The following is a 1,211-nucleotide window of genomic DNA, read 5'->3' as shown; positions in this document are numbered from 1 at the left end:
GTGCTGGGATTCCACGGCAGCGGCGGCGGCGGCAGCATGATGAGCATGGACGCACTGGCCGCGCTCGGATTCCGCTGCGCGGACTTCTGCGACACGAGCGGCAATCCGCCGGCGTCGAAGGTTTACCGCGCGGCCCGGATTATCCTTTCGCAGCCGGGAATAGACGGGTATTTCCTTTCCGGCAGCGGCGTCGCGTCCCAGGAGCAGCACAACGGCGCGCGCGGGCTGATCAAAGCGTTCCGCGAAGCCCCGCTGTCCGTGCCCGCGGTAATCCGGCTGGGCGGAAACAAGGAGGAGCTGGCGATCGAGTATCTCGCCCGTTTCTGCGCGGATCTGCCCGTGAAGGTCGAGGGATACGGCAAGGACGATCCGGTCGCGTTCTGTGCGGAAAGGATGCGCGCGCTTATAGCGGAGCGGCGGGAGAAGTGCGGCGGCGAAGATGCGGGGGGGGAGGCGCGCCGGGAGTTCGAAGCCGCGCTCGCGGCGGTGCGGCCGCTTCACAATCCGGATTCTCCCAAGTCGCCGTATAGTTTTAAGACGCTGACGGGAAGCATCACTTTCGACCATTCGAAATGCGCTTCGTGCGACAGCAAAGTCTGCATCTCCGCGTGTTCGCCGGGGATTCTCTCCCTCGACGGCGGCGGCCTGCCGCGGCTGAACATCTCCGAAGCGGACGCGGCGCGGGGCAAGTGCACCGAATGTTTGGCGTGCGAAGCGGAGTGCTGGTTCGGCGGTAGGAACGCGATCCGGATCGAGCTTCCGATCGCGGGATTGTGAATGTAGGGGGGCGGTTTACCCGCCCCCACAATTAAGGTGGGCGGGGGTAAACCCCGCCCGTACGGATTGAAATGACCATCCTCGTAGACAAGTCGCATCGGGTGATCGTCCAGGGGATAACCGGGCGGGAGGGCATCGCGCGCACGAAGCTGATGCGAGGGTACGGAACGAACGTTGTAGGTGGGGTGACCCCCGGGCGCGGCGGGGAAATGGTCGAGGGACTGCCGGTTTGGGATTCCGTCGCGGAGGCGCAGGCCGCTGCGGGGCCGGTGCACACGAGCGTGCTTTTCATCCCCGCGCCGCTTGTGAAGGACGCGGCGCTGGAAGCGTTCGCCGCGGACGTGAAGCTTGTCGTCATCGTCCCCGACCGCGTGCCGCTGCACGACGTGATGGAAATCGCGGCCGCGGCGCGGGATTGCGGCGCGGAGTTCCTC

2 protein-coding genes are annotated in these 1,211 nt (G+C 66.1%); both read left to right on the top strand.

Annotated elements, in window-relative coordinates; genetic code table 11:
* Window positions 1-540 precede the first annotated feature (540 nt).
* The gene (locus tag HRF49_01085) at window positions 541-777 is read left to right on the top strand and encodes a hypothetical protein (protein ID MEP0813244.1); all 237 of its coding nucleotides are present in this window, start codon (window positions 541-543) and stop codon (window positions 775-777) included.
* A gap of 71 nt (window positions 778-848) precedes the next feature.
* A partial coding sequence (locus tag HRF49_01080) for a succinate--CoA ligase subunit alpha (protein MEP0813243.1) occupies window positions 849-1,211 on the top strand: 363 nt, incomplete at its 3' end.

The sequence above is a fragment of the bacterium genome (genome assembly GCA_039961635.1).
Classification (GTDB): Bacteria; 4484-113; 4484-113; order JAGGVC01; family JAGGVC01; genus JABRWB01.
This window is presented reverse-complemented; position numbering and strand designations above follow the sequence as displayed.